General features: G+C 48.2%; 24 protein-coding genes and 1 pseudogene. 10 read left to right on the forward strand and 15 right to left on the reverse strand.

The window, feature by feature from the left end:
* Positions 1 to 23: 23 nt before the first annotated feature.
* The 7 genes from K6R05_RS21590 to K6R05_RS21620 all read right to left on the reverse strand — a co-directional run bounded on the left by K6R05_RS21590 (position 24) and on the right by K6R05_RS21620 (position 4,651).
* The gene (locus tag K6R05_RS21590; RefSeq protein ID WP_222925752.1) at positions 24 to 254 is read right to left on the reverse strand and encodes a YubE family protein; all 231 of its coding nucleotides are present in this window, start codon (positions 252 to 254) and stop codon (positions 24 to 26) included.
* A 33-nt stretch (positions 255 to 287) separates the two neighbouring features.
* Positions 288 to 941, reverse strand: a complete 654-nt coding sequence (locus K6R05_RS21595; protein ID WP_222925917.1) for a DNA methyltransferase — start codon at positions 939 to 941, stop codon at positions 288 to 290.
* A 326-nt stretch (positions 942 to 1,267) separates the two neighbouring features.
* Positions 1,268 to 1,606, reverse strand: coding sequence for a hypothetical protein (locus K6R05_RS21600; protein ID WP_222925918.1), 339 nt, complete (start codon positions 1,604 to 1,606; stop codon positions 1,268 to 1,270).
* Complete coding sequence (locus tag K6R05_RS21605) at positions 1,603 to 1,851, reverse strand: hypothetical protein (RefSeq protein ID WP_222925919.1); 249 nt, start codon at positions 1,849 to 1,851, stop codon at positions 1,603 to 1,605. The genes K6R05_RS21600 and K6R05_RS21605 overlap by 4 nt, the downstream gene beginning before the upstream one ends.
* Positions 1,852 to 2,270: 419 nt before the next feature.
* Complete coding sequence (locus K6R05_RS22265) at positions 2,271 to 2,873, reverse strand: hypothetical protein (protein WP_262390953.1); 603 nt, start codon at positions 2,871 to 2,873, stop codon at positions 2,271 to 2,273.
* A 135-nt stretch (positions 2,874 to 3,008) separates the two neighbouring features.
* Entirely contained in the window at positions 3,009 to 4,271 is a 1,263-nt protein-coding gene (gene umuC / locus K6R05_RS21615; RefSeq protein WP_222925920.1) for a translesion error-prone DNA polymerase V subunit UmuC, read from the reverse strand.
* Positions 4,272 to 4,273: 2 nt separating this feature from the next.
* Positions 4,274 to 4,651 carry a S24 family peptidase gene (locus K6R05_RS21620; protein WP_222925921.1) on the reverse strand — a complete coding sequence of 126 codons (378 nt, stop codon included), beginning with the start codon at positions 4,649 to 4,651 and terminating at the stop codon, positions 4,274 to 4,276.
* A 732-nt stretch (positions 4,652 to 5,383) separates the two neighbouring features.
* Here K6R05_RS21620 and umuD point away from each other — a divergent pair.
* Positions 5,384 to 5,833, forward strand: a complete 450-nt coding sequence (umuD, locus tag K6R05_RS21625) for a translesion error-prone DNA polymerase V autoproteolytic subunit (RefSeq protein ID WP_115758311.1) — start codon at positions 5,384 to 5,386, stop codon at positions 5,831 to 5,833.
* 8 nt (positions 5,834 to 5,841) lie between these two features.
* A complete protein-coding gene (gene umuC, locus K6R05_RS21630) occupies positions 5,842 to 7,116 on the forward strand; it encodes a translesion error-prone DNA polymerase V subunit UmuC (RefSeq protein WP_222925941.1) in 1,275 nt (424 codons plus the stop codon).
* A gap of 315 nt (positions 7,117 to 7,431) precedes the next feature.
* On the opposite strand, the gene K6R05_RS21635 is transcribed toward umuC (K6R05_RS21630), so the two are convergent.
* The 5 genes from K6R05_RS21635 to K6R05_RS21655 all read right to left on the reverse strand — a co-directional run bounded on the left by K6R05_RS21635 (position 7,432) and on the right by K6R05_RS21655 (position 9,974).
* Positions 7,432 to 7,683: a hypothetical protein gene (locus K6R05_RS21635; protein WP_222925922.1), complete on the reverse strand. Its 252-nt coding sequence runs from the start codon at positions 7,681 to 7,683 to the stop codon at positions 7,432 to 7,434.
* Between the two features lie 152 nt (positions 7,684 to 7,835).
* Complete coding sequence (locus K6R05_RS21640) at positions 7,836 to 8,120, reverse strand: molecular chaperone GroEL (protein ID WP_211727513.1); 285 nt, start codon at positions 8,118 to 8,120, stop codon at positions 7,836 to 7,838.
* Between the two features lie 94 nt (positions 8,121 to 8,214).
* On the reverse strand, positions 8,215 to 8,859 hold the full coding sequence (locus tag K6R05_RS21645) for a ParA family protein (RefSeq protein ID WP_211727514.1): 645 nt from the start codon (positions 8,857 to 8,859) through the stop codon (positions 8,215 to 8,217).
* 430 nt (positions 8,860 to 9,289) lie between these two features.
* A complete protein-coding gene (locus K6R05_RS21650) occupies positions 9,290 to 9,826 on the reverse strand; it encodes a hypothetical protein (RefSeq protein ID WP_222925923.1) in 537 nt (178 codons plus the stop codon).
* Positions 9,792 to 9,974 (reverse strand): hypothetical protein, encoded by a 183-nt coding sequence (locus K6R05_RS21655; protein WP_222925924.1) that lies wholly within the window; start codon positions 9,972 to 9,974, stop codon positions 9,792 to 9,794. The genes K6R05_RS21650 and K6R05_RS21655 overlap by 35 nt, the downstream gene beginning before the upstream one ends.
* A 485-nt stretch (positions 9,975 to 10,459) precedes the next feature.
* Here K6R05_RS21655 and K6R05_RS21660 point away from each other — a divergent pair, with 485 nt between their 5' ends.
* Both K6R05_RS21660 and K6R05_RS21665 read left to right on the forward strand, forming a co-directional pair.
* Positions 10,460 to 10,726 carry a hypothetical protein gene (locus K6R05_RS21660; RefSeq protein WP_222925925.1) on the forward strand — a complete coding sequence of 89 codons (267 nt, stop codon included), beginning with the start codon at positions 10,460 to 10,462 and terminating at the stop codon, positions 10,724 to 10,726.
* Positions 10,727 to 10,728: 2 nt separating this feature from the next.
* The gene (locus K6R05_RS21665; RefSeq protein ID WP_222925942.1) at positions 10,729 to 11,337 is read left to right on the forward strand and encodes a recombinase family protein; all 609 of its coding nucleotides are present in this window, start codon (positions 10,729 to 10,731) and stop codon (positions 11,335 to 11,337) included.
* Between the two features lie 119 nt (positions 11,338 to 11,456).
* Here K6R05_RS21665 and K6R05_RS21670 read toward each other — a convergent pair whose 3' ends face one another.
* A complete protein-coding gene (locus tag K6R05_RS21670; protein ID WP_222925926.1) occupies positions 11,457 to 12,824 on the reverse strand; it encodes an FRG domain-containing protein in 1,368 nt (455 codons plus the stop codon).
* Between the two features lie 272 nt (positions 12,825 to 13,096).
* Between K6R05_RS21670 and K6R05_RS21675 the strand changes: the two are divergent.
* The 4 genes and pseudogenes from K6R05_RS21675 to K6R05_RS21690 form a co-directional block, all read left to right on the forward strand.
* Positions 13,097 to 13,450 (forward strand): annotated as a pseudogene (locus K6R05_RS21675) (recombinase family protein); the annotation flags it as partial.
* A 159-nt stretch (positions 13,451 to 13,609) separates the two neighbouring features.
* Positions 13,610 to 14,416 (forward strand): DcrB-related protein, encoded by an 807-nt coding sequence (locus K6R05_RS21680; protein ID WP_222925928.1) that lies wholly within the window; start codon positions 13,610 to 13,612, stop codon positions 14,414 to 14,416.
* A complete protein-coding gene (locus tag K6R05_RS21685; RefSeq protein ID WP_222925929.1) occupies positions 14,413 to 15,576 on the forward strand; it encodes a PAAR domain-containing protein in 1,164 nt (387 codons plus the stop codon). Before K6R05_RS21680 ends, K6R05_RS21685 begins: the two co-directional genes overlap by 4 nt.
* Position 15,577: 1 nt before the next feature.
* On the forward strand, positions 15,578 to 15,805 hold the full coding sequence (locus tag K6R05_RS21690; protein ID WP_008924478.1) for an Imm74 family immunity protein: 228 nt from the start codon (positions 15,578 to 15,580) through the stop codon (positions 15,803 to 15,805).
* Positions 15,806 to 15,863: 58 nt separating this feature from the next.
* Here K6R05_RS21690 and K6R05_RS21695 read toward each other — a convergent pair whose 3' ends face one another.
* A complete protein-coding gene (locus K6R05_RS21695) occupies positions 15,864 to 17,168 on the reverse strand; it encodes a DUF1173 family protein (protein WP_222925930.1) in 1,305 nt (434 codons plus the stop codon).
* A 37-nt stretch (positions 17,169 to 17,205) separates the two neighbouring features.
* Positions 17,206 to 17,718, reverse strand: coding sequence for a phospholipase D family nuclease (locus K6R05_RS21700; RefSeq protein WP_262390954.1), 513 nt, complete (start codon positions 17,716 to 17,718; stop codon positions 17,206 to 17,208).
* Positions 17,719 to 17,890: 172 nt separating this feature from the next.
* Here K6R05_RS21700 and K6R05_RS21705 point away from each other — a divergent pair, with 172 nt between their 5' ends.
* Both K6R05_RS21705 and K6R05_RS21710 read left to right on the forward strand, forming a co-directional pair.
* On the forward strand, positions 17,891 to 18,094 hold the full coding sequence (locus tag K6R05_RS21705) for an Hha/YmoA family nucleoid-associated regulatory protein (protein WP_222925931.1): 204 nt from the start codon (positions 17,891 to 17,893) through the stop codon (positions 18,092 to 18,094).
* A 323-nt stretch (positions 18,095 to 18,417) separates the two neighbouring features.
* Positions 18,418 to 19,026, forward strand: coding sequence for a RepB family plasmid replication initiator protein (locus K6R05_RS21710; RefSeq protein ID WP_262390955.1), 609 nt, complete (start codon positions 18,418 to 18,420; stop codon positions 19,024 to 19,026).
* The last annotated feature ends 40 nt before the right edge of the window (positions 19,027 to 19,066 follow it).

Below are 19,066 nucleotides of genomic sequence, written 5' to 3' on the forward strand. Positions count from 1 at the left end.
TCACAAAATGACCGCCTCATCTGTTATTTCAGGTGCCCGCGCATCTCGGCAGCGCGCCTGTACAGCGCCACAAGTTCGGTATCGATTTGCTCGATCAGCATTCCGGCCATTTTCTGTGCCGGCGCCGCGCCGCGGAATAGATGCCGCTTAGTCATATCCCGTAACCGCAGGTGAAATTCGTAAAGAGATTCCTCCAGATCGTTAATGTCGTCGGTAAGCTCGGTATTGTCAGTTGTCATTATCTGGTCTGTCATGGTGCTGTCCTCCTGGTCTGGTTACAGAAAATGTTATGCGGCATGGGCAGAACGGGCGGCGCGCAGTTCTCCCAAGCGGCGCAGGCCGGCGGTATGGTATTGCTCCAGCAGTTCGATACCGATCCAGCGGCGGCCACACTGGTATGCGGCAACACAGGTCGAGCCGGAGCCTGCAAACGGGTCCAGAATTAAATCTCCGGGCTTCGTGAAGGTTTCGATAAGCGGCTGCAACACGCTCACCGGCTTTTCGGTCGGGTGGTGCCGGTTGCCCGTATACTGCCAGGGCATCACGTCAGGTAAGGGTTTAGCCGGCAGCGGCGGGCGTCCTTTGGCCAGCAGGTAGGCGCTTTCATGCTGATACCCGACAAACGCCGATTTCGATGAGTAGGTTTTGGTAAACACAAGGTGCCCGACGACGCGGAAGCCCGCCGCTTTCCATGCTTGCATAAAAATGTCTACGCGGTTCCAGCCGTAGAAACTCACCGCCAGGCTGTTGTTTTTGAGCACGCGGAACATTTCACGGCTGGCCGGCAGCACCCATTTGTCGCTCACGTCGCCCGCGATCGAACGGCCGGACCGGTCCTTAAAGCCGACGAGGTACGGGGGATCTGTCAGAATAAAGTCGATGCTGTTATCCGGAAAGTTGGCCATGATCTCTACGCTGTCGCCACGCATGAATCGGGACATAGTTATGCTCCTCAGTGTCAGGGGGCACCCCTGTGGTGCCGTGACCACCACAAAGACGGGCGTAAAGCGGAGCAGGCAGGGGCGGACGCGCAAGCCGCACGCGCCGCCGGAGCGGACTGAATGTCCCGCGCACGGCGGGGAACGGGTGAGCAGGACGGCGAAGCTTCCCTTGAATGCGAGCGGCCCGGCTACCGTGAGGGCACGGCACATTATCCCTGCAGGTTTCCGGCCGCAGGGCGGGAAGCGGCAAAAGAAGCGGAGCGAAGCGACTTCCTTATCCCTTATTGAAGAGAGGCCGCCGGTCAGGGCGGCATCGGGTGAGAAGGTCAGGGTCGGTAATCTTCCCACCGGCAGTCGCTACGGTCACAGATGACGGGCGCATCCGGTAAGCCGCTCACCTGCCACTCATCGAGGAATCGCAGGCCGGCCAGCGTCTTTGCCTCACGTTCGTCAAGCAGAACGATGCTTTTGAGCCAGACACTGCCACGATTAAACTGCCAGTAGCAGCCCTGAGAGCAGACGGGACGTTCCGGTGGCCACCAGTTTTCACCCATCCTTTCACAAGCTGCTTCGGCCAGCCTGAAGTCCTGCCCGCTTAGCAGCATGTGGTATTCATGTGAGGTGCTGCCGACCTCTTCCTGATAACTGACAAGCCAGATATTCATTCTGTCACCTTCCGGGCCTTCACGCTTTCTGCACAGTCGCGCATAAAATCCCAGCTGAGGCTGATATCAGCATCCAGCGTCCTGTCAGCCAGTTCGATCGCTGCAGTCACTTCATGTGGTGAGAGTTCTGAGTCAATGTCCTCAAAATCGTCCGCCATCCAGATGTGGGCCACGCACGGGGTGTCCGGGGCAAACCCCGACAGGCTGGCTATAAGGCTGGCAATGGTAAGCTCTCTTTTCATCATCTGCTCCTTAGCTATTGGTTACACGGCCTCACCTGCGCCGTGCCGCCACAGCAGCCGGGCGTAAAGCGGAGCAGGCATGGGCGACACCGGAAGCCGCACGCGCCGCCGGAGCGGACTGAATGTCCCGCGCACGGCGGGGAACGGGTGAGGATGGCGAGCGTAAGCGTCCCTTGCCGGCGAAGCGGCCCGGCTAACGTGAAGGCACGGTGCTGCCCGACGGTACGGAGGGAGCTACTCAAGGTGATACGGGTAAAGCCGGGTATGCGTAGCGTTTATCTTGCCCGGTACGCAGACCGGCTACGTTGAAGATATGAAGAGGATGCAATTCAATCCGCATGGACAAACGGACAAGTTAAAAGCTGGGCGCAACTAAAATTCCCAATACCGTTTCTATTTCTAAAAAACTAAATTTATACACCTTAAGATTTGTCTATCTTAGGGTCTGGAGTTCCTAAAAACACTACTTCTGCATATTCACGAGCGATTGCTTCAAAAGCATTTATTAACCAGAGTGAGGCGTCAAAAGTCAGCGTTAGGTAACCATCAGTATGTTCAAACAAATCAACACCTAAGATTTTTAAGAACTTCTCTTTATAAATACTGCCATCTATCCGTCCATTGCTATGCACCACCGCATTACGTATCTCCTTGACTGCGTCGATTATTTTCCTTCTCTCCCTCCAGTTTTTAAGTTTGATATCGTGCGCATGTAACATTGTGTTAATCAAAGCGCTTAATTCACCTGGTTTTTTTGAACCTTCTTCTTTTACATAAAAATCATACTCTTCATCGAAAAAACCTTCGAGCAATGAGTAAGACATTACTATTGCTGTATCACTTATCGCATTTCTGCCAATTATGTCCTTAGTAGTACTGAAAGAGCCATTAGAATGACTTGTAACTTCTTTAAAGTTACTAATCATATTCGAGATGATCATTTCAATACCTAGAAAAGGCCGCGTGCCACAACTATGTGTTGCATAAGCATAATCATATCTTTTTTCTGGATTTATTTCTTTCAACAGCAACTCTCCCTTTATATTTCATTTATCATTTTATCTAACTAAACTTCTACGTGTTCATCGAATGATTTGCAACATCTGTTCCAGGCACATTTCGCACCCTGCAATTTAAGTGCCCCCTTCCTTTTCGCAACGTTACTTTATTCTTGGGATATCTTTTAGTCTCGTTGTATAACGCGGAGACAGCATTTCACGTTTCATCTGCCATGAACTGTCGCGATCACCCTGACCCGCGAAAAAGACTTTCCCTTTCCCGGATCGATTAATACCGTCCAGTGCTGCCATTAGCGCATCTGCGTTCGCACGCGGCTGCTGCTCACTGAACATGTCAAACTGCGCAATACCTGACTGATAAAAATCTCCCAGCATGACGCCCGCTTTAGCGTACCGATAGCCTTCCCGCCAGATGGTGTTGAGGCCGCGAAGCGCTGACTCAATGATGTCGCGGGTATCGTTCGTCGGATAATCACAGATGCGAGAGGCGGTATTCGAATATTGCGGTTCATTACCGTGACGTGCAGTGGCGATTGAAACACTGATATGTCGGCAGCGCGAATTCTGCTCTCTGAGTTTTTCTGACGCACGTGTGGCATACAGCACGATTGCCTGCTGCATATCTTCCAGTTTTGTGACTCTTTCGCCAAAAGATCGCGAGTTTAAAATGTGCTGCTTTGGTGGCGGGGCATCTTCCAGTGCAATACAGGACTCACCATTAAGCTCGCGAGTAGAGCGCTCAACAATAACGTCGAAGTTTTTCCGTATCATGCTGATGTTGCTGTCAGCCAGCTGCAGAGCCGTTGTAATCCCCAGCTGGAGCATGCGTTTAGTAATGCGCGGGCCAATACCCCAGATATCCCCGACGTCGATCAGGTGCAGGAGTTTACGCTGCCGGATTTTGCTGGACAAATCCACGACGCCACCGGTCTGCGTCCACTTCTTTGCCGCATGATTGGCCAGTTTGGCCAGTGTCTTCGTTGGTCCGAATCCTACGCCGATAATCAGCCCCGTTTCACGCCGGATTCGCTCGCGCATCTGCTGTCCGAACGCTTCAAGGGGGATCAGGCTATCGATGCCAGTGACATCAAGAAACGATTCATCAATGGAGTAAACCTCCTGACCCGCGGCCATTTCGCCCAGTATGGCCATCATCCGCGCAGACATGTCGCCATACAGTTCGTAATTAGAACTGAACACGTGCACGCCGTTCTGCCTGAAGAAACGCTCATTCAGAAACAGCGGCGCCGCCATTTTTATCCCGAGGCGTTTTGCCTCTGCCGAGCGTGCGATCACGCAGCCATCATTGTTCGAAACAACGACGATAGGTTTACCACGCAGATCGGGCCTGAATACGGTTTCACAGGATGCGTAAAAATTATTGGCATCGGCCAGCGCAAACATGCTTATTCTCCCGCCGGTCCGTTAAAACCTATCCCGGCCACATCGGTCAGGGCATAGGCCACCACACCCCACACGGGAAGGGGCTGGTTTACATCGAGCAGCACGACAGTCTCGTCGGCGTCCAGCGCCTGCAGGGCAGGAACCGGGTTAAGCAGCAGCCGCCTCAGCGTCAGCTCACCGTCAAACTCTGCAACGATAATCTGGCCATGTACCGGCTTCAGTGCGCGATCAATGGCCAGCACAGAGCCTTTAACAATTCCGGCGCCGGCACAGTCGGATTCACTGCGCATCAGATAGGTTGAGTAAGGAGAAAGATATACCAGATCGCCCAGGTTCAGGCGCGTTTCAGTGTAGTTCTGAGCGGGACTCTGAAAGGCCATTGCAATGCTCCGTTCTGACCAGCTTTTCAGCCTTGTATGGTGAATCTCATGGGATCTGCGTATTCATTATGCATACGTATTTTTTATTACTGCCTACAGTATATTTCACTATCCATGCAGCATCAGCAGTAGGTGTCTGAATGAAGAAAAACTGAACAGGGGAATAGCGTAACGACAGCTTAAATTCATCTCTTATCGGGAGACTGCCATCCGGGTTAATGTAGTTCAGGACAATAAAGTTTGATTGCTGAATGAACAGGATAATTAAAGAATACAGGAGCTGAAATTCTCTTCCCTGAATATGCAATTGTAACGCTCGCCGCAGACACGGCTGAGGCGTACCGCAGCATAGCGAGGAACGAACAGCCGTGATGAGGAAGCGTCATATCACTGATGCCGACATGGATTGATTACGCCCGGTACATTTATTCTGCAATATGATAAAAGCAAAACTCCATGAGAGCCGGTTCACAAATCTATAGCCGCAGGCACCCTCTTATATATCCGACTCTGATCTCAGACAGTGGCGCAACCTTACGGCATCTGTATAAATATCCCCTTTAGTCAGACAGATGGCTTTGCTTTTACACTTCTCCGCGCGACTCCCTCTTGCCAGATAATTCCGCCTCAATAATACTGTACATATAAACAGTAAAATAACAGGAGGAATTTTATGCGCAATTTCATCAGCACTTCTGCAGTCATGCTGCAGCATATCCAGGATATCTGGTCATGAACACGGCCAGTTATGCCGCTGGCCTGACATTACTCTGGCCACCAATTTTCACACCCCGCGTACCAGTGCCTCTGTATGCCGATCCCTGTGCCGCAGGTTTTCCCTCTCCCGCTCAGGATTACGTTGAGAAAGAGCTCGATCTCAATGAACTCTGTATTCGCCGGCGTGCCTCAACTTTTTTCGTCCGTGCCAGCGGGAACAGCATGCGGGATCTTGGCCTCTGTGATGGTGATGTTATGGTCGTCGATCGGGCTGAACAGGCATCTCACGGCGATATTGTGATTGCCGAGGTTAATGGTGAGTTCACGGTTAAGCGGCTACAGCTGCAGCCCACACTGGCATTGCTGCCGATGAATCCGGCCTACCCGGTAATCTATCCTGATGAACTGCAGCTGCTCGGTGTTGTTACCTGGTTTTTCAACAGCACCCGCGCGCGCCGGAGGTGATCATGCCCATGTTTGGCCTGGCCGATGTTAATTCATTCTATGCCAGCTGCGAGGCTTTGTTTCGCCCTGATCTGCGCGGTAAGCCTGTTGTGGTCCTTTCGAACAACGACGGCTGTGTCATTGCACGCAGCGCCGGTGCAAAAAAACTGGGCATAAAGATGGGTGCTCCGTGGTTTCAGATAAAAAATCAGGATTTTGCCGAACGCGTACATGTCTTCAGTTCGAACTACGCGCTCTATCACAGTATGTCTCAGCGCGTTATGACCGCGCTGGAGGAGATAACGCCTCGCGTGGAGCAGTATTCTATAGACGAAATGTTTCTGGACCTGACCGGCATTGATTTCTGCGAAGATTTTGAACATTTTGGCCGGCGCCTGCGCGCGCACGTTCTGGCCACAACCGGCCTCACTGTCGGCGTAGGTATGGGTCCGACAAAAACCCTGGCAAAATCGGCGCAGTGGGCCAGCAAAGTGTGGCCGCAGTTCCGCGGTGTATTAGCGCTGACGACGGGCAATCCAAAGCGCACCGCTACCCTGCTGGCCAATCAGCCTGTAGAAGAAATCTGGGGCGTTGGCCGGCGCATCGGTAAGCGTCTTAATCTCATGGGCATTGAAAACGCTCTGCAGCTGTCGCGCGCCCACCCTGCCCTTATCCGTAAAAACTTCAGCGTGGTGCTGGAGCGCACTGTAAGGGAGCTCAACGGGGAATCCTGTATCCCGCTCGAAGAGTTCGTACCGGCGAAACAGCAGATCGTCTGCAGCCGCTCTTTTGGCGAAAGAGTTACGGCTAAGGTGAAGATGCAGCAGGCGCTGTGTCAGTACGCAACCCGGGCCGCGGAGAAACTCAGAAAGGAGCGGCAGTTCTGTCGGCGCATCAGCGTTTTTATCCGCACCTCGCCGCATGCGCAGGGTGAGATATTTTATGGTAATAGTGCCGGTGAGAGTCTCACAATTCCTACCCAGGACACACGCGACATGATTGAAGTTGCCATGCGATCTCTCGACCGCATCTGGCTTGAAGGGCGACGTTACATGAAGGCCGGGATAATGCTCGATGACTTTACGCCTAACGGCGTCAGTCAGCTGAATCTGTTCGATGAGAGTAAGCCACGTGCAAACAGTGCCCAGCTGATGACGGTTCTTGACGGGATCAATCAGTCCGGGCTGGGCAGTGTGTGGTTTGCCGGTCAGGGTGTGAATACGGAGTGGAAAATGAAGCGGGAGATGTTATCTCCTGCCTGGACAACGCGCTGGAGCGATATTCCCGTTGCTCGGGTGCTCTGAGATATCACGGATGTTCAGGACGTTTCAGGGTATCAGTCAGTGAGCTGTTCTCCTTACTGGTTATAAAGCCAGAATTCATCCATGAGTAAGAAAGGACGCCCCGGTTTTTTGTCCCTGAAGTAACGCCCCCGGGGCAGTCTGTCGCCAGGATGCAGCTTCCGGACCCACTCATCAAACGCGGGACGCCGCCGGCGAACGTTGCCTTTAAACATATCTGCAGATTGGGTGATTGTAGTCATTACCCTTCCCTGCCCGCGGACCTGCTTAAACAGTTCATGCATTGACATTATTGACTCTCCATCATGCTGCAATCGCTCAGCGTGATTTGTTTTGCTTCCAGCTGTCGTTGGCCATGAATGCCGCGCGCGAAACGCAGCCCCCCCACAGCAGCTGAAGGCCAATTTTGATCAGCTCACTGGCGTGCGGCAAAAAAAAGAGCGGCACGATGAACAGGACACTCAGGAGAAAGCCCCATTCAGCAGCACTTTTTCTGTCTTTGCCGGTGAGCTTTATAATTCCGAGATATCCCGATACCAGCTTTAGGGCTCTGTTCAACTCTTCCTCCATTTGAATAACTTATTGAGTCATCTATTTAATAACTTCAACACACATCAAGCATTCATCGGGCATTCATCGAGCATTCAATGTATACACATAAGATATTCATCATGAATGCAATAGATACGCATGCGTACTCTTAACTTATGCCTATTAGTGAATCAGTTCTCTAGTGCCCCGTCGCTCTCCAGCTTCTCACGTAAAGCCTCCAGAATATAAGCACTGAAATCCAGAGAGGTCTTATTTGAGGCCTTGAGTTGCGCATGGGCTTCAAAGTAGGACTCTGGTACAGCCCTTAGATTTTTGCTGCGAGCTTTGCTTTTAACGGTAGGCTTGGTATCGACACCGGGTTTCTCGACTGCGGTTGGTGATGTCTTAAGCTTTGCTGAACTCATGAGCCCGGCAAGCTTTTCATGCTGATCAGTAAAATCGAGTCTTTTAGTCATAGGTACACCTTAAATCCATAACAAGCACACAAAAGATATGCATAGAATACATTAAAGATACACTTTGTGTATTCTTCGTGGACCCTTTGAGCACTTATTTTGCCCTGATGATCTCAAGCATTTCCTCAACCATAGCAATCACCTCTTTACCGCCTGCAGTAACACGCCCATGAACAGACTCAGTGATGCCAAAACCAGTTTCGATTGTCTCTTCAAAATCCTGAGTTCGGTATGAAAGACGACTTCTCATTAGTTTTATGTGATTGAATGAAGGAAGCAGAGCCTCCAGCTTAGGATAGTGTTTTTTATTTGGATTTGTTTTACACAAGAATAAGTGAGCTTCTACATGCTGTCCTATTATGTCACTAATCTCTCCCAGCACTCTGTCAAAGCTCATCAGACCAATTCTCTCGGTAAGTGAATCTTTCGCAGGGACGATAATCAGGTCAGCAAAAGCGACGGCTGTACGGGTCATATCGGAGTCGAAGCCACCGCAGTCAATAAATAAAATGTCTTCACTTTCTTTAAATGGACTGATTTCCTGAACCAACTCTTCCTGGGTTTCAGGGATTGATATGGGAATTTGCCTGTCATCTGGACGTAAACCATGAATGATTGAGAGGCCCTTGTGAGTATCAAGGTCCAGGGCTTTAGCTGGTCTTAGTTCGCCCACTACATGGACAGATGAAGTAGTCTTGCCTGCCCCGCCCTTATTATGTGCCATAACAATAACTGTCATATTCGCCACCAAGTGTATACCTGATAAGTGCACATTGAATCCATCACGTGCCCACTTTGAATCCACCTAAGATATTCATTAGATATCTGCGGACTGGGCATTTTATATCACTAAAAAATGTCACAAGCAAGAGATACGAACATCTAATGCAGCCACAAAAGATATTCAATAAATCTACTAAGAATGCCTTATAGATACCCTATGTATACACAACGGATATTCATGAGGCCGTGATCGGTTACATGTAGTGTAGGGCAGGGCAGGGCAGGGCAGGGCAGGGCAGGGCAGGATTATTGTAACTTCAATTGATAAAGGATGTTGTTCGGGAGGCAAGGGGACTACTACTCCCCGTGCATCTGATTACAATAATTATAGTTCGAGAAACGAATCTTCGTAAAACTAACCGATTCTAAATCAGCTACTTAAGCAACTAATCAGATTGGTCGTCATCGGGTGTTTTTGAGTTAATATCAAGTATTTGCGAATTCTTTTGACGTAAATCGCGCATATACTGTTCCTCATATTTGAGATCACCTTCGGCAAAGAGAACTTTATGATCTGAAACAGCATGAATAACAGCCTGTTCATATGCAGAATGGTAGCCTTCAGGTGTAGGGATAATTTCACCACGAAAAGATACAACAACTAAAGGATCTTTTGTGCCAGCGATAACGCGCCCATGAAAAAAGCCAGCATAAAACCCAAGACCAGCACGAACTCTGCCATCTTCTTTGAGTGAATCGCTGGCTTTTAACCTACCCCAACCTTCTTCTTCATCGGTATAAATTTCGAAGTAGTTTCGTTCTTCAACCTTTGCAATAAGCCTAGTTAACGTATCAATAAGACGCTCACCAAGCCTGAAATTCATCGCACCCATCTTCTCTTTACCGTAACCAAGTTTGATACTGGCTTCGGCAAAACTTTCCGTGTAATCAACCCTCGATACGTAACGTTTTTCTATCGCCACGGCAGCTTTCTTCCCTCGAAATTTTGGCTTCAGCTTCATCAAACATTTTCATCAGCTGGGCAGCCTTTTGTTGACGAGTTCCCACTAAGCTGATAGCAGGTGAGTGAAGGCCAAGTGTTTGTGCATTTCTTTGTGGAGTGTGTTTCATAGAGAACCTCCGTTAATCTACACATACAGTATAAGCTTTGTGCAACCAGAATTATAGTCAAACCTATGTCAAGAAGACTTAGTCACCAACCAAAAGAATTATAAAGCCACTATAGAATACCCATCGATATGATTACTCAATGCAAAAATTAGGACCCTACTCTTTACACCAGACACTTAATGTACCCTTCGCAAGATAATTGCAAGTTACAATATAGCGCACTATATAATAGGAAGTAATATAATGAAAACTCAGGCATTTACCCATCACATCTAACTATTTCATACGTGACATTTACTATAGTTACCAAGATATCAATAAGCCTTACTAAAAATGTGGTTAAGTGTTTTTGGTCATTTTAAGTAGCCAATAATTACGTAGCCAATTTAAACTGCTTTTAGTTATTATTAGCCTGTAAACTCACCTAGGCCAATTTGAGTATACTCAAATTGACCACTTCTCAACTTATAAAAAGAGGAGTTTGAATGCTGGGAACTAAAACGAGAACTTTTTCGGGCAATGTGGTTCGGACTGCTCATGTGGCCACGCTCAATGAAACGAACCTCATGCTTTATGGCGTTCTACTCACTGGGGATATGGAATGGTTGCGCATCTCCACTACTAAGATTGAAGATGCTGAGAAAATTGCATTTCTTAGCCCGGGCACTTACGTCGGACTTAAGGTGCGAGGAAATATTTCTTTCCAGGGATCGGTATACATGGAATTTCACTCACTGGTTTTGTCAGTATGATTATGCAGATAGCACGGATATACCTTCGTGTCAGTACTGATGAACAGGAACTGACACGGCAGAACAGCATTATTGAAGATGCCCGGGGCAGGGGGTTCTACGTAGCCGGCGTCTATAAAGAAAAGGCTTCTGGTGCTAGGGCAGACCGCCCTGAATTGCAGCGTATGATTGCAGACCTGCAGCCGGGAGAGGTCGTTGTGGCTGAGAAGATTGACCGCATAAGTCGTCTTCCGCTCACGGAGGCTGAGCAGTTGATTGGCTCGATAAAGGCCAAGGGCGCAAAGCTGGCTATACCAGGCATCGTGGATCTCTCTGAGCTGGCCATTGGTCAGGATGGTATTGCTAAAATTGTGCTTGAGTCTGTTCAGGACATGCTACTTAAAGTGGCACTCCAGACGGCGCGCGACGACTATGAAACCAGACGTGAGCGGCAGCGGCAGGGGGTTGAGCTGGCTAAGGCTTCAGGTAAATACAAGGGCAGAAAACCCGATCTTAAGACTCATGAACGTATAATCGCTTTACGTGAGTCAGGAATGACAATTGAACGTACAGCTAATTTGGCAGGCTGCAGCATAAGCCAAGTAAAGCGAATTTGTGCTCTGAAAAAATGAACTAACTACTTTGAAAAAATTAACATCTCCACCTTCATATTACTGAAGGTGGAGAAAGATGTAGATTATATACGAAATACTTTTCCGATATTTGTAACTTGCAGCCTACCCATAATATTTTACTTTATAACATTAACATCAGATTTAAATTTCTTTGCAATTTCCTTTGCTGTTTCTTCAATGCCGGGATAAATCGTACTGGCTTTTATATTAAGCAATTCCAACTGCTTCAGGATTTCTTTTTTATTACAGACAGATATACTTTTAACATTAAGATTGCTATAGCCTGTATCTGGAAGTACTGCATCATGGCCAAACAACAAGAATGCACCTGATTGCGACGATATTCGACTATTAGCTACTCTTCCTCTAAAAAAAAGTATACTTCTTAAGTGTTCGATCTTCATAGCGTCTTCGAAGTAAGGCTTCTCAGCACGAATAAAATGCAGGAGTCTTTTTCTCGCTTTTTCTTTTTTTGAATTTAAAGGAGCAGGTTCATTGATTAGATATTCTTTTTCTTCTGCATTCAGCTGAGAGATATTAGCAATGCAACTTACTGTATCAGAATTGTAAAACTTTACATCATTGGAATTCACGGTAAATATTTTTACATCACCTATCGTTTCATCTTCAGTTTCTGTACCCATTTTTTCAGAGCAACAGAAATACAGTGCAACCAATGGATTAGCCGTCACATCGAGTAACCTGGTTGGCAATCGATAATGCTGCATACGTACGAGCTTATCAGCCATAAAGTCATCATGATAGAACTCTGAAGGATGTGCTGTAACCATATCATTTATCATGTTTTTTTCATTGTTTACGTATAGAGGGACGCCTTTTTCTGTACGAAATAATGATGGTTCAAGCTTATATATAATATCACTATGCCCCCTATAGAACAGTTCTGTTCCATCAACAGGCTTAAACTTATTTACTTCTTCAAGAAATGAAACGACAGAGTCAACACATATATTTTCGCTATGTATAGCGTTAGCATTATCGACAGTTATAATTGGCGGAGGGGGTACAGGGAGAGGTGTCAGCCCAAAAGTAGTCAACACGGAATTCAAATTAATATCTTTTATTGCCCAATGTGTGCGTGACATTTCATAATAATGAATAATAAACTCTCCTGGCACTTCATCGAAGTCACTAACATCTACCTTCCCGTAATCTTGCAGCAACTCAAATGTGTAATTTACCCTTTGGTCTTCAACGGCAATGCTTGTTAGCTTAACTAACCTTACATGGGAAAAAAACTTAATCACTGGTTTGTTGCTATTATCTTTATCGAACTCTGTCATTAATAAACAAGGGAAGGATTTAAGTTTTTCAATCACGTCACTTGTTAACTTTATAAAATCCTTATATATATTATCATTGGTATATTCTAAATACCTGCTTAAATCCATTGAAGCAGTAGCACTGTGCCCTTCTGGGACCTGCCACGGCTCATCATTAGAGGACATAATTAAATTTAACATATACTTCCTTATTTATGATTTCACTATGCTTTTGATAAATTTTAAAGTAAACGCATGAACATTATCGTAATTATTTCATTCTTACCAGCCTCTAGAAATTACAATACGCCAAAGAAACCACCAACTTTTTTTATGGAATATGTGGGGTTTCTGGCATATTTCGTTCATGTGCAGCGTTCCAGAACCACCAATATACCTGGCCGTATCCCGCATCGTAATGGACTGCTCTTGCTTGCTTTTGCAGCAGGTACTAAGGCGTGTTCATGCCGAACGGAGCTAAGCTCGCAATCCCGGGCATAGTAGACCTATCAGAGCTGGCCGTCAGCCACTATGGCGTGGCCAGAATCGTACTTGAGTCCGTTCAGGACATGCTGCTAAAAGTGGCACTGCAGACGGCGCGGGACGATTATGCGACCCGTCAGGCAAGGCAGCAGCAGGGCGTTGAACTGGCAAAAGCTTCGGATAAATACAAAGGGCGAAGGCCGAACTCCAAAACGCACGAACGCGTCATCGTACTTCGCGGGTCTGATATGACAATTGCGCGCACAGCCACTCTTGCAGGATGCAGCATGAGTCAGGTTAAGCGCATCTGGTTGATATTCAAGGCAGGAAAGTCCGCTCAGTAGTTGAAAAGTTAGCAGGTTGCAGTCATAAAGTGCAAATCATCGGGATGTGATGAACACCGGAAGTTCTGCAAAGGATTAATTTTCGGACAGGATCACAGGGAGATCATTTTTATAAACGTTGATATTCTGATCCGGACTCACGGACCGGAGAAGCTTTACATGTCTGAATATACCCTGCAGGACTGCAATATTACGGTGCCTGACATATTTCGCGATCGCACCATGAACCTCTTTACCCTCAGCCATACGAATGCCAATGAATTTACCTTCGTGATTTCACGTGCAACAGCTGCGGCAGAAGACACGCTTCAGTCAGTATCCCAGAAGCTGTCATCTGAACTGCAGGCTACTCTGCAGGATCTCTCACTCAATCATGCCCGGCTCACCGAAATAAATGGCAGGCAGGCGCTGGAACTGTTTTACAGCTTCAAATCCGGCGAAAGAATCATCTTTCAGAAGCAAAGGGTTGTACTGACATCTGAAAACAGTACAGGTAAAAAGTTACTCTGCTTCATTGGTACCTGCCCGGATGCGTTTGACGATTACCATAGCCGTATCTATGACAGCATCACGGACAGCATTACGTTTCCGGACGATGCACATGGTTCGCCCGCACGGCGCAGCCAGATCCCCGCCGACAGCCAAGAAATCTTTTTCAGCTTTGATCGTGACAGCCGCGAACTGACCGTCTTCCCTTCAATTTCTGACCTGTACTCATCCATTGATCTCATCCGGGCAAGGAACGGTAGCTATCTGTTTTTTGACGCTGCCGGCGAACCGCTGATGCTATCTCCGATACCTGATGGCGAGCATGCAGGCCGCTTTGCGCTGTGGGAGATGACCGGTGCCAGAATACCGGGACTGATATCAAGCCTGCTTCTGGCCAGAAGTGTCCGGGGTATTGACGGTCTGGATACAACTGAAGCCGTTGAGGCCTACCTCAGCCAGCGGATAAATGAAAAATGAGTGGTGCAGCTGAAGCCTTTTCCGCTGCACGGGTGGGGGATGGCATAGAACACTCTGCCTCTAAAGGCTGGCTGGTGCTCGGTCTGATAGGCGGGGCAATTGCCGGCGCGGCGTTCACGCTGGCCACAGGAGGTGTCGGAGCGGTAGCCCTGGCGGCGACAGTCGCCGGTGCTGCAGGTGGTGGCGGGCTGGGAGAAGTTCTGGGCAGCATGTCATGGGCACCCCACCACGAAACCGGCCATCTGGTCACCGGTTCAACAAACGTGTTCATCAATGGAAGGCCGGCGGTGATGTCGCATATGTCTGTAGGTGACTGTGACGAACACGGTCCGGCCCTGCAGCGCGTGGCAGAAGGTTCTTCACGCGTCTACATCAATGGAATGCCTGCTGCCCGGACGGGAGATCGCCTGACATGCAGCGGTGTGATCAGCGATGGCTCACCCAACGTCTTTATTGGTGGCAGTAAAGAGCAGACTGACGCAATCAGTCCGGAAATTCCGGACTGGGTTGACAGAGTGCTGCTGGGCGTAGGCCTTGCTGCTACAGCTGTTATGGCTGGGCCGGCGATAGCCCTGCTTGGTTTCGCGGGAGGACTGGGTGGAGGCTATGGTGGCGCTTACATAGGCGGGAAACTATGGGGAGAGGGCTCTGACGGTCAGAAGTGGCTTGCACTGGGCGGTGCGTTTGCAGGCGGTCTTGCCGGCGTAAAAGGAGGCGCAGCCTTTAATACTTGGCGAAACACGCCTAAGAGCCTCATCAACCTGAAAGAAATAGAACCTCAGCTGGCGACCGATCCGGACAGTGCCTTTTTCTGGTCAGGACGCACTGACGGTGTTGGCGGCCCTGATGTCGCTGAGGGCATAGCCAAGTCCCGGGGCGGAGTAACGCTCGAATCCACAATCAAAGATAAAAACATTAAAATGCCTGAATGGGATTTCGATAACCCCCAGAGCATCAAGGCCTGGGAGGACGTCTCCGCGTCTTATGCTAAACAGGTATCAGGAGAAGTCAGGGCCGTAGTGGGACAGTCGCTGCGTGAAGGTAATATATGGGAAAACGTTGAGTTACCGCGCCTGATGGGCAATGATAACGTCACGAAAATCACTACAATCGATCCGGTATCGCAGACGGAAAAAGTCATTTTTGTAAGGGATAACTGATATGAAAATTACAGGCACCAGTTCATATGTGATGCTCGATATAGACGGAAAAAAAATCAGGGCAGAAGGTGAAATGGTCGTGGGTGGTTTCGTGGCTGAAACAAGCACTATGAAACAATTTGAACCCCCCTACGAAAGTGAACCCGTAACTGATGCCGTTCGTCAGCACTATATCGATGAAGCAGTCAAAAAAACTCAGGGGTCTCATATGGTCTTGAAGTTTGTTTAAATATTCCCAGTGAAGGTGACCTGCTAATCACCTTCACGTCTCACTCCCGCCAGGACTTTCAGACAGACGGGAATGGTGGCATTTCCATTTTGTCTGCTGCCTCCCAGTACCACCAACGGTCCTGACCATATTCCACATCATAATGGGCAGATTTTTCCTGTTTACGTTGTAGGTATTCGGGGGTGTTCATTCCGAAAACTTCCATTGGCAGCGCATCCACGCCTTTCACGTCCTTCAGAACGAAGTCCGGGAATACGTCTTCCTCACCGTCGTAGCGCAGAGGCTTGATGAAGGCACGTTCTTCCTTCCATAGTTTGTCTTCGACTGCCGCCTCATAGCCGGAATCGAGCGGAATAAAGCGTGGACTGACCGTCATCAGCGCCACATCGAGCACGGTACTGCAGCTCGACGGCCGGTTACGCCCGTCTACTTTTCTGAACGACGTTTCAGGCGGCTCTGTTTCAGCGATAACCACGACTTTCATTCCCCTTCGCCAGTCCCCGAGTTCGCGGCTGAAGCTCCGCTCCAGGCGGTGACGAACGTCTTCAGGCATAACCAGATCAGGAAAGCCAGAAAACAGCCCCAGCGGCAGCATTGCCTGGAGCCGAGCTTCACCGGCCTCACTCCAGCCAGCCAGCATGGAAACCACAATGAGTCGCCTTTTGCTTTTTTCGGCTGCTCTCAGATGCTCCCGGTTGGCGATAACCTGCTGAGTACCTTTCAGGGCCATGAGCAGGAGAGATTCTTCCAGTGGCACGCGACCAATACGAATCCGGGCCGCAGTCTGTTGCAGGTGCCAGCTCACCCAGCCAGGGGTACGTTTCTTTTTATCGAAAGCGGGGTGCCAGACATTAATACCAGACTGCTCCCACAACAGGTGCAGAAGCCCCAGCAGGCTCATCGATGGCCGTCGTTTTCGTTTGACCGGTTCGTCATCTGAGACGTTTTGAGCCGGTTTTACATCAGAAGGTGCCTTTTTCTGGAGGCCCGTGGGCAGTCTCACCACAATGGTGCCATCCGCTGCAGCCCGGACCGCTTCTCCCTGATAAATCTCTGCCTGACGTTCATCAGACCACACTGAATAAAACCGGCAGTCAGGTTTATGCTCATTACCTGTGAAGGCGTATGAAGATAGCCAGCAGCGTTCGGTATCCCGGGAGTAGTGAACCTTCAGCCGTCTCCTGACAGGATCGTTTTCTGCCGGCAGACATCTGCAGGTCACCACTGTAGTTTTTTTATTATCCCGGGAGTGTTTGAGCCAGCGCTGCCAGGTGGAGGTTTCATTCTGCTGGAAAGCCTCAGAAGCCTCCTGCTGGCCCCGCTGACCAGTAAAGTGAACCGGATAAACTTTTTTCTTTGTCATATACAGTCCGCTCAGCAGATTATATTTCGCATGTCGGTCATGAATAATTGCACTGTACCGGTGATGACTCTGCCCAGAGGCGGTTAAATTCATTCTGATATTGCTGAGCCAGGTTCGGATTGTCTCTTATAACCAGCGCATTCTCGGCATTACGTTTCTCTGCAGATGAGGTGTAATTAAATGATCCTGTTTGCACACCATTGTTACCTGTGACAATAAACTTGTTATGCATAATGCTGTATTGTGCATCTGTTCTTACCTGAATACCGGAACAGGCCAGTCTGTTAACCAGTGACCAGCGGTCATGGCTTTTCTTTTCATCTGCAACAATCCTTACAGGTACGCCGCTTTGTGCCAGCTGTCTGAGCGATTCAGCAATGGGAACGCTGGTAAAGTCGTAAGCAGCTACGTCTGCAGAACCGGTAGCTGAGTGGATGAAACTGAGGATGAAATCTTGTGCTGTTCCTCCAGGTGAAAACCCAACACCGATTTCAGCGTCAGCCTGAGAAAAAAAAGGTAAAACAAAAAGAAACAAACAGCATTTTTTCAAAGTTTGTAACCTTATATAGAGATAACCATCTTTTAAATTGACTATAATAACTCTACCTTATGAAGGTTACCATTTTTTTGCTTCACACATGAAAAATTAAATAATTCATCAATTAGATAGCGAGAAAATGGAAATTATAAATTCACTTAATTCGAAAATTAATTGGAATGATATGACGAAAACAGACTGGCTAATGAAATTCAGGCGTTGTCATTCGCTTGCAACTCTTGAGACTGTTTACGAACATCTGAGCTACAAAGTTAACGACGATGAAGGATATGCCATGACGCAGGCTTATGATCATCGAAAAGCTGAGTTTGCAGCAGGGAAACTTTTTGATCGTGTACCTATGTATGTATGGAGGTTTGTTAAATAGATATGTGCTTTGGATTAGCGTGTTGGCTCTTCATTTGAGGACTCGGCATAGGTTCTTACCATCCGATTTATCCACTGGATAGTTTAAATAAAAGGATCATTAGAGGATCAATGGTAGATCAATAAGGAATAAGATCGCTCTGCGACCTTTGATAGCAACGATTTCAGCCTGATTCAATACACTGCACCGGGTAAGTGCATCCACTGTGAAGGGTATGATATCCACTATAAAGGGTTCAAACTACACTATAGCGGGTAGATTTGATCCACTGCACCGGGTACTATAACGTACTTATACACTCACTTTGATATTTGGAATTGTTAATGGAAAACAATAAGTTATCGCTCATTATCGAGGAAACATCCAAAGAATCAGGTGAAGTTATTCACCTTCTTCCCACTCTCCGTCAGACAATACAACCTAAAGTTCTGCTGCGACTAGGCGTCTTTGTGCCCACGCTGAAATCAACGGATAAGGGCGGCAGGAAAAGTCACAGTATCGACGCAACAGAGTCACTGTCACGACTGTCCATTGTAGAGGGGGAGGGTTACAACCAGATTCAGATTTACGGTCCGCGTCTCGACATGGATACCGATTTCAAGGTCTGGGTAGGTATCATCTATGCGTTATCGAATAAAAAGCTCGATAACGATGATCAGCTGGAACTCAACTTTGCTGACTTCGCTAAGTACTGTGGTTTCGAAACAAAGCGCATCGACAGGCAGCTGAAGGACAGGTTTGATGCTTCTCTTACCAGAATTGCCCGGACCAACATAAGCTTCGTGAAGAGCGTACCCGGTACAGACGATCGTATCACCATCAACATGCACCTTGTTGAATCAACTTACTACGACAGCCACACTGGCAAAATCATCATCAAGCCAAACTCTAAGCTCAATACATGTAACGGCTCGCAATCGAAATCCCTCTGACTCGCAATCAGCGCATATTTCGGCTCACATTAACTGCAAA

This window comes from Pantoea alfalfae (assembly GCF_019880205.1).
Classification (GTDB): domain Bacteria; phylum Pseudomonadota; class Gammaproteobacteria; order Enterobacterales; family Enterobacteriaceae; genus Pantoea; species Pantoea alfalfae.